The 8,681-nt window shown below is 57.7% G+C and carries 9 protein-coding genes; 1 reads left to right on the forward strand and 8 read right to left on the reverse strand.

Translation table 11 applies throughout. The features are described from left to right. Positions 1–523, forward strand: a 523-nt coding sequence (locus tag AABZ39_18815) for a DeoR/GlpR family DNA-binding transcription regulator (GenBank protein ID MEK6796833.1), incomplete at its 5' end; no start/stop codon positions are given. A gap of 2 nt (positions 524–525) precedes the next feature. Here AABZ39_18815 and AABZ39_18820 read toward each other — a convergent pair. The 8 genes from AABZ39_18820 to AABZ39_18855 all read right to left on the reverse strand — a co-directional run. After that, the gene (locus AABZ39_18820) at positions 526–1,464 is read right to left on the reverse strand and encodes a bile acid:sodium symporter (GenBank protein MEK6796834.1); all 939 of its coding nucleotides are present in this window, start codon (positions 1,462–1,464) and stop codon (positions 526–528) included. An 18-nt stretch (positions 1,465–1,482) separates the two neighbouring features. Then, entirely contained in the window at positions 1,483–2,037 is a 555-nt protein-coding gene (gene hpt / locus AABZ39_18825) for a hypoxanthine phosphoribosyltransferase (protein MEK6796835.1), read from the reverse strand. Then, a complete protein-coding gene (locus tag AABZ39_18830; protein ID MEK6796836.1) occupies positions 2,034–3,140 on the reverse strand; it encodes a spore photoproduct lyase family protein in 1,107 nt (368 codons plus the stop codon). The genes hpt and AABZ39_18830 overlap by 4 nt, the downstream gene beginning before the upstream one ends. Then, positions 3,137–4,909 carry an ATP-binding protein gene (locus tag AABZ39_18835; GenBank protein ID MEK6796837.1) on the reverse strand — a complete coding sequence of 591 codons (1,773 nt, stop codon included), beginning with the start codon at positions 4,907–4,909 and terminating at the stop codon, positions 3,137–3,139. Before AABZ39_18835 ends, AABZ39_18830 begins: the two co-directional genes overlap by 4 nt. Positions 4,910–4,912: 3 nt before the next feature. After that, entirely contained in the window at positions 4,913–5,689 is a 777-nt protein-coding gene (locus AABZ39_18840) for an FkbM family methyltransferase (GenBank protein ID MEK6796838.1), read from the reverse strand. A gap of 48 nt (positions 5,690–5,737) precedes the next feature. Continuing rightward, positions 5,738–7,237, reverse strand: a complete 1,500-nt coding sequence (locus AABZ39_18845) for a hypothetical protein (GenBank protein MEK6796839.1) — start codon at positions 7,235–7,237, stop codon at positions 5,738–5,740. Then, a complete protein-coding gene (locus AABZ39_18850; protein MEK6796840.1) occupies positions 7,224–8,378 on the reverse strand; it encodes a DUF58 domain-containing protein in 1,155 nt (384 codons plus the stop codon). The genes AABZ39_18845 and AABZ39_18850 overlap by 14 nt, the downstream gene beginning before the upstream one ends. Then, positions 8,375–8,681 (reverse strand): AAA family ATPase (locus AABZ39_18855; protein ID MEK6796841.1); only part of this gene is annotated, 307 nt, incomplete at its 5' end. The genes AABZ39_18855 and AABZ39_18850, both read right to left, overlap by 4 nt.

Consider the following 8,681-nt stretch of genomic DNA (forward strand, 5'->3'; position numbering starts at 1 on the left):
GAAAAGCCGTATTGCGCGGAAGGCGGCTTCGCTTGTCACCCCCGGGGAGACCATTATCATCGACGGCGGATCGACGACGTACTATCTCGCGGAGCATCTTTCCGATATCGAGCTTACCGTCATAACCAATTCGTTTGCCATCGCCGATGTGCTTGCGCGGAGCAGTGCTGCAACTGTCGTGCTCCTCGGCGGCATATTGTATCGCGAGTCGCAGATGATGATAAACCCCTTCAGCGACACCTTGCTTTCCAACTATTCGGCGTCAAAGCTCTTCATGAGCCCGCAGGGCATCGATGAGCGAGGCATGACCAATACCGATACGAGCCTTATCGCCGTTGAACGGATGATGATAGAACGTTCGCGCGAGGTCATCATACTTGCCGATGCGAGCAAATTCGGCGAGCGCGGCAATCTGTCAGTATGCGGATACGATGTCGCACGGACCATCATCACTGATGAGCGGATAACCGATGCGATGAAGTCGATGCTCACGGCACAGGGTGTGACCGTGCATATCGCCTGATGTCATTTGTTTCGGCGCGTTTTTTGTGTGCCAGGCGTCCCCGTATGTGCGCGTCGTGAACCGGAAATAAGCAGTATGCCGTTGATGAGGTGATGACTGACGAGATAGAGCATCACCGGCACGGCGGTAAGCGGTGAGAAATTGTTCACTGCCACCATCATGCCGAGCCCGACGTTCTTCTGGCCCACGGCAACGGCGAAGGAACGGCGATGCGTCGGCCCGTTGCCGAGAAAAAGTCCTGCGCTGTAGAAGATGCAGGCGATGATGAACACGCCGGAGAGAATAGCGAGTACCATCGGCACCGAAAGCGTTTTGATGCGCGGTGCGGCGAGGGCTGCGCTCGTATACACGACCACCATCATCGAGAACGGATTATAGAACGTACTGACGCGCGTAAGCGTTCGGCATACCGGCGGTATCCGGCGTATGATGAGCGAAAAAACGAACGGTACGAGCACGACAAGGCCGACCTCGGTGATGATGGCGCGTACCGGGACATGCACGCTGAGCGCGGAGAGATAGAGGCCCGCGAGCACGGTATAGGCGATGGGCGAGAGCAGATTGAACACGACGGAATTGACGATCGGGAGTTCGCGTTCACCGCCCATGAGCGACGCCATGACGACCGCGCTTATCGCCGGCGGCGTGATGACGGCAAGGAAGAACCCGCTCGCTATCTCGGGCGGAAAAAAGATACGGGCGATGAGGAGCACGAGCGGCGGCAGAATGCCCCAGGCAAGAAGGGGGAAGACCAGAAGTTCCGCTCGCACGAAGCGTCTGCGCTCGTACGTCAGCGACAGAAAATTGAAGAAGAGCATGATGCCGAGAACGAATGGCATCCATGGCTTGAGGCCGCTCCCCTGCGGAAAGAAAAAGCCCGCGGTAATGGAGGCGATGAGAGCAGTACCGGTGATAAGACCGGGAGAGATCCTCAATTTCATTGCATGCCCGCCGGCATTTCAATCCCCGAAGGAGACGATGCCGAGATACGGCAGTTCGCGGTGGCGATTGGCGTAATCGAGGCCGTACCCAACGGCGAAGCGGTCATCGATGGTGAAGCCGATGAAGTCGGCATGGATATCGATGATGCGCCGGGACGGCTTATCGAGAAGGACTATCGATGAAACGGATGCGGCGTTGAGCGCAAGGCAATGGTTCTTTGCGAACGTAAGCGTGCGCCCGGTATCGAGTATGTCATCGACGAGGAGCACGCGCATGCCCGCTATGCCGCCGGACATGCCTTTCACCACCGAGACATCATCTGCGGATGTATCAGCGTTCCCGTAGCGTGCGAGCGTCATGAAATCGATGCGCGGCGATATGCCGTTGCGATGGAGCGCTCGTATGAGATCGGCGATGAACACGAAGCTCCCGCGGAGCACTCCCACGATGACGACATCGTCCGCGGTACCGATACGTGCGCGTATATCCGCTGCGAGCGTTTCATTGCGGGCGGCTATCTCATCGGCAGTGCGGAACGGTTCAATCGAATACGCCCCGTCCGGCCCTATCATGCGGCATACCGTGCTATGAAGCGTTCAAGCGCCGATGCGAACGAATCCGGTGAAAAATATTTTCCGAACACGGTGCGCCACATGGCGGGTGTTTCCATGCAGAGGTACACGAACGTCTTTGTATCATACGATCGGATACGGGAATGGAGCGTACGGTACATCGTTTCGCGATGCGTGCGGAAATAGCGGAATTTGCCGTCGTCCGAGGGAAGGAAATCACCGGATACAAGTGCGCCATGCGTGCTGCTCGCCGCGATGCGATCATCCTTGAGCGCTTTGGGGAATCGCAGACAACCCATGCTTATCCATGCGATAGCTTCTTTCGGGACAACGCGATAGAGCTTGTCGATGACGCTCATGTAATCGCGCTGCCATGAGGCATGGCGTATGACAGGATCGAAGTGAAAGGCCAGGGAAAAACCGGCGCGGGCGCAACGTGCTGCAGCGGCAAGGCGTGCGCTGAGCGGGGCGCATCCCTTCTCGTACGTCCTGATGATGTGCTCAGGGTTGAGCGAGAAAGCGATAACGATGCGTTTCGCATACGGCGCACGCCTGTGCTCCGCGATGACGTGCCCTACATTGTCCGATTTCGTTTTCAATTCGAAGAACATGCGCGGCCGCTCGTTGAGGAGCGGGATAAGGGCGTCCGATACGCGGGAGATATCGTCATAGACGAGGCTGTCGGAAAGCTCGCCGGTGCCGATGCGGACGAATTCGTCAGCCCCGACGGAATTCGCGGTCTCTCTCACCATGTCGGGGAGATTGATCGCAACGGAGGTCACCCGTGCATTGTCGTAGGCATGGAGAAAACAATAACTGCAGTCGAAGGGGCATTGGCTCGCGGCATCGATCACACGGTAGTCGCAGCAGACGAAATATCTCGTTCCCGGGCAGCGGCGCACGAAGGCACCGCGGTTCTTCATGAGGAAGAGCGATGTTTTCGCCCGTGCGGCTGTCGGCGGTTCTATCGCATCGATATCCTGGAGAGATCGAACGGTATGGCGCACAGCGTTCGGGAATGCACGGATGAAACGTTCGGTGACGGGGCTTGCCGTCACCTCGTCATCGCGCTCGATGAATATCGTCCGCGGAGTGCGCGTCATCGCTCATGCTCGGGTAACGGGAAAGAAACGGTGAATGTCGTTCCCTTCGTGCCGCTGTCGGTTATTTCCACGATGCCGCCGTGATCGCGTATTATCGTTTCAACGACGGAAAGCCCGAGGCCGCTCCCTTTCTTCTTCGTGGTGAAATACGGTTCGAAAATGCGTTCCCGCAATTCTTCGGGGATGCCGTGGCCGGTATCGGTTATCGTTATGCAGAAGGTGTGCTCCGCATCGTCGTGATGAGAAGCGACGCGTATGCGCCCGCCGTCTTCCGCAAGCGATTCTATCGCGTTCTTTATCAGATTGACGAGGGCGATAGCGAGTTTTTTCGAATCCATCCGTATGCGCAGGTCGCGCGCTACGAGCGCTATCTCCATGGTGATGGACCTCGGTACGGCGGAGAATGAGCCGAAGGCCTGCCGTACGACAGCGCTTATGGAGCGTCGTTCCGCGGAAAGCTCGGTCGTGAACGAGAACTGCGAGAAATCGCGGACGAGCGAGAGTATCGTCGCGCTCTGGTCGAGGATATGCGCGCTCGCACGGGTGAGCGCCGTGCGTTCTTTCTTCGGGAGCGTTTTCGCTTCCTTGGCGATGAGCTCGGCATTGAGATTGATCGGCGTGAGCGGGTTCTTTATCTCATGGGCGAGCCGTAATGCGACATCGCGCCAGGCGACCATGCGCTCATGCGCAGCGAGGAGATCGCGGTTGCGCTTGAGGTCGCGGACCATGATGTTGAAGCGTTCCATGAGGTCGCGCATTTCGCGGTTGCCCTGCGGTTTTATCCGGTACGAGAGTTCGTCATGTGCTATGCGGCGTGTTGCGTCCGCCAGGGAGGAGAGCGGCGCGGTAATGCTCCGTGAGAGGAGGAAGGCGAGGAGTATCGCTGCCATGGCGCTTATGATGGCGGAAAAGATGAACATCATCGTGAGGATGAATTCGAAATCGTCGCGGGATGAGCGCAGGAGCTTGTAGTAGCGCAGCGAACTGGCGATGCCGTTCTTGCGCTCGGCGAGCGAGCGCGGCATCTCCTCGGCGGCAATGATGAGCGCTGTGCCTGAACGTATGCCGGCGACGAGATGGCTTTTCCCGCGGTACGTATGCGTGAGGGAGAAATCCCGTTCGGCGGGCGAGTATCGATAGGCACGCAGTATCGATTGGGCTATGCCGTCACGGTCGGATGCGATCATCGTGTTCGCCGCTTTGCCGAGCGAGACCGCACGGCCGGCCCGAAGGCGTTCGAGCGATGCGGCATCATCTGCGGCAAAGATATCGCTCTGACGGGTACTTAAGAAGTTCGCGAGGTCCTCGGCTCGCGGGGCAACCTCGCTGTGCACGGCATCGAGCGATGCGGAAAGCGACTCCTCGACATTGGTCGAAAGCCAGAGCGAGCTGTTGAAGCGGATGAGGGAGAGAGAGAATATCGTGAGGAGTATGGTCGGGGTGAGGATGGCGACGACGAGAATGAGCGTGAACTGGATGCGCATCGCCGAGCCCGCTTCGCCGCGTACATACCGCACGATGAGCTGAACGATGGCGATGACAGCGATAAGTATGCAGGTGAGCGGTGCGAGAACGGTGAAGAATATCACGAACTGATTGTTCCAGGGTATGGAAGTGATATGCGGTTCGTAGATGAGCGATGTCACCCACCATGAGAACACCGCAAGCGCCAGGAACGGTATGATGTATATCGGCGTCTGTACTGCGGCAAGAACGGTGCGGCGCGCGCGGCTTACGATCGCGAGCAGTCGATACAGCGAACGGGGCATTCGTCAGCGCCGGCGTTTCAGCGTGCAGTGAATATGTCCGAAACGCGCCCACGGATGCGGCGTCCCGCGTATCTCGGTGTTGTGTTCGACGTGGAATATCCGGTAGCCGTGGTGGAACAGGAACGTGTACATGGCGGCAGTATCGTCAGTGCCGTGCACCTCGATGAAGAGTTCCGGCGAATGCTCCTTGATGATGTCCTTCATGCCGCGAAGCACGTAGAGCTCGTAACCCTCCGTGTCTATCTTCACAAATGACGGGGGGGTTATCTTCTTTGCCGCATGGAGGTCGTCGAGCGTGTGGACGGGGACGGTGACCGACCGCACATCGCCGTGGGCATGAACCTTACGGAGCGTGCCGGTGGCCGCATGATCACGATCTACCGTAAGCGTCAATGTCCCTTCTTTCTCGCCGATGCCGGCATTGATGATATCAAGCCAATGAAGCTTATTGAGCCTGCGGTTCTTCCGGATCATCTGCACGAGATCGGGGTTGGGCTCAAAGCAGTAGACATGGCCTTTATCGCCGACACGCGAGGAGAAGAATATCGCGGTAATGCCGATGAATCCGCCGATATCGCATACGGTCTTGCCGGAGAGCGGGAGCGATTTCAGGTATATGTCCTCGGCGTCGTCCTTCTTGAAGATATTGGAATAGGAGAGCGCGCCGTATGCCCGGTGGCCGGCACCGAGACCGTTCGTGAGCGGTACGGGTATTCTGCTCCCGATGGGAAGGAATGATCTGCGTACGAAGGCTTCGACTTGCTTGAGGTTGATTTTCATAGGGTGATGAAGTATAGGCGCATTCAGGTGAATTGTCAATTCCAGGTTTCAGGGCCTCTTTTCGCGGTATCGAAGCACGGCCTTTGCCGCCTGAAAATACGCCGCTATCCTCGATTCTCCGACAAGGTTGAGCGAGAATATCGCCTCTTCAAAGGTCGTGCCGATGATCGTGAGCGATGGAGCAAGCAGTGGGTACCGGCGTTCGATGCGCGTAAGATATTCCTGCGGCGCCAGGTTCTTCATGAACGGCACTTCGTGGCCTTTACCCCAGCGTATCACCTTCACGAACGCCGCGATCACCCTGTTCGTCTCCCGCTGCTTGGCTGCCGTCGCGCGCTTATCAACGATGCCGCTGAACAGCATCTTCTCATTGAATGCCGCGGTATCGCCCGCCGTATCGTACGTGCGCTTCCGCGGGCCGAACATGCTTCGTATCAGATCGGCGATGGCCCGTGCGAGCAGCATGAGACGGGAGAAGAGCAGGGTGAACGGGTTCCCGCGCACCGAAACGGATGCGATGGCAGGCGAGAAGAGCGAACCGATCACCATGACAAGGACGAGCAATGCAGCCGTTCCGAGGAGTATGAACACGATGGCCTTGATCACGATCGGCAGCCATCCAAGATCGATGGACGATGACCCGCCGCGCATGATGTTCTCAGGCGGGAGTATCTCGTTCTGGTGGATGGTCGGCACGTGCATATCGAACGTCGGCATCTGTATGTTTATCTGCGAGAGAAGATCGCTGATGAAATTCAGCGGCAGAAGGGCATGGTCGCCGGAGAAGACAAAGGCCCCGAGAAGACAGATGCAGACGATGATCACTGCTGACGGAAAGCGCCGACGCGTGATCTCGTCGGGGAGTATGATGTTCTCGGTGCGGCGAAGCAGGTTCTCAAGGGATATGTTCACGCTGCCGAACGAAATGAGGAGCGACAGGGAATACAGGCCGAGGAAGAGATGATGGACCCCGGTGAGCCGGGCGCGCATGCCGACGGCGATGAACAGTGCGATGAGCAGGAGTATCGTCATCAGTACGAGCGCTATCTTGATGCGCTTCAAGTCGCGTATGCCCAGGTAGAGATCGACATTGCGGCGCGTTTCCTCCCTGAGCGCTGTGTTCTCGAGCCGTTCGTGATCGGCTATCGATACCGCGCATTCGCGGAGATAATGGTACATCACCGATGTGAACGTGATCTGAGTAAGGACGCCGACCATCGGCAGAAGAATGTCCCATCCGGGGATGAATCGTTCCGGGATACTGCCGGCACGGAACAGCATGACAGCGATCGAACCGATGATCAATGGAATGAGCGGCTCGACGAATGTCATGCGCGCATAGTTCCGGAAGAACACATCGGCGACAGCCGTCTGGAACAGGGCGAGCAGGAAGAGCATGATGAAGTACGCGGGCGCAAGGTGCACCGGTATGCGAAAGGTGACCGGGATGAGCACGGCTATCGATAGGACGAAGAAGAACGGCGGGAATACGGCGATAAGTATCTGCGCGGATGCTTTTCGGCCGTAGACGGTATCAGATGAGCTCATTGCCTTGTTCCTTCACTTCATGAACGGTAAAAAACCGCGACAGATGCGATACTGAGCGCAGGGGAGTGAGCATGAAAAGTCCGATATCGACGCCTGCACGCTGACGAAGAGAGAATATGGAATTCATGCGATTCTCATCCGGGGCGGGGCCGACATAGAAGAGCCGTGTGCCCCATGGCATGCGGACACCGGCACTGAGCGGCTGCATGAGCACATCATCGTTCTTCTCCGAAAGCTCGATGCGCGCGAGCGTTTCAAGTATCGCGACGGCATGATGCGGCCCATAGCCGAGCGGAACATATCTTTTTTCATCGACGCCGGCAATAGTGCCCGCGGTGATGAGCCCCACGCCCTGCTGTATCTGCACGGCGTATCGGGCGAGCGATGCCGCGGTCTCGATGGCGCGTTCGATGAGCACATGCCGGTAGCGAAGCGGATAATGTGATGCGGTGATGTCGAGCACGATGAGGACGGGAAAATACAGCACCGGGAGATATTGGAGCGATGCGAGCTTTCCGGTGCGTGCAGTGACCTTCCAGCTTATGCTGCGCGGATCATCCCCCGGCATATAATCGCGGACGGAGCGGAATCGCGTGACATCCTCATAGAGCGGGTTCGCGATGCGTATATTCCCCGATGGGAGCCCGCGGTCGTTCGCAAGCGATACATCATACACGGCGGGGTAGACTATGACCGTGGCGACCTCGCTGAAGAGCTTTTCCCACGGAAAGAGCCCGAGGGGATCGGCCCCCTTCGCCCGCACGGGACCGATGATGCGCTCGCCACGCTTGTCGCAGGTGATGCGATAGCGCATTTCTGTCCGTTCCCCCGGACGCAGTGACAATGCCTTTGTGATATTTTTTTCGTAGGTGCCGCAGGGGAGAACGACGGTGACCGCATGGAAACTGAGAAAGCTTCTGTTCTCGAGCACGAGCGAAAGCTCGACATCCTGGTACCGATAGGTGCGCAGTATCGCACGCCGGTGGCGCACTGTGAAGAAGGCGAACATCACCCTTGAATAGAGGAACGATATGACGATGAGAAGGAGCAGCGTGAGCGAGATCCATTGAACGCTGCGGAAGGGAACGATGCTGAACAGGAGCGCGCTTCCGATGAAAATTATCGCTTTGTAGCGGATCACGCCTTGTCCTTGAGCACCGGTGCGGGCACCGTCTCAAGCAGGGATGCAAGCGTGTCCTCAGGCGTATTTCCCTTGATGAGAACATCGGGCTTAAGGAGCACGCGCTTTGAGAATACGGGAACGACAAGTTCCTTCACATCTTCTGGGACGATGTAGTTGCGTCCGCGCAGAACGGCGAGTGCCTGGCAGCTCGCAGCGAGAGCAAGCGTGCCTCGGGGCGAAACGCCGAGACGGAAACTCGGGTCCGTCCGCGTCTTTTCAACGATATCCATTATGTATCCGCGAATGCGCGGGTCCATATGT

The organism is Spirochaetota bacterium, from assembly GCA_038043445.1.
GTDB lineage: Bacteria > Spirochaetota > Brachyspiria > Brachyspirales > JACRPF01 > JBBTBY01.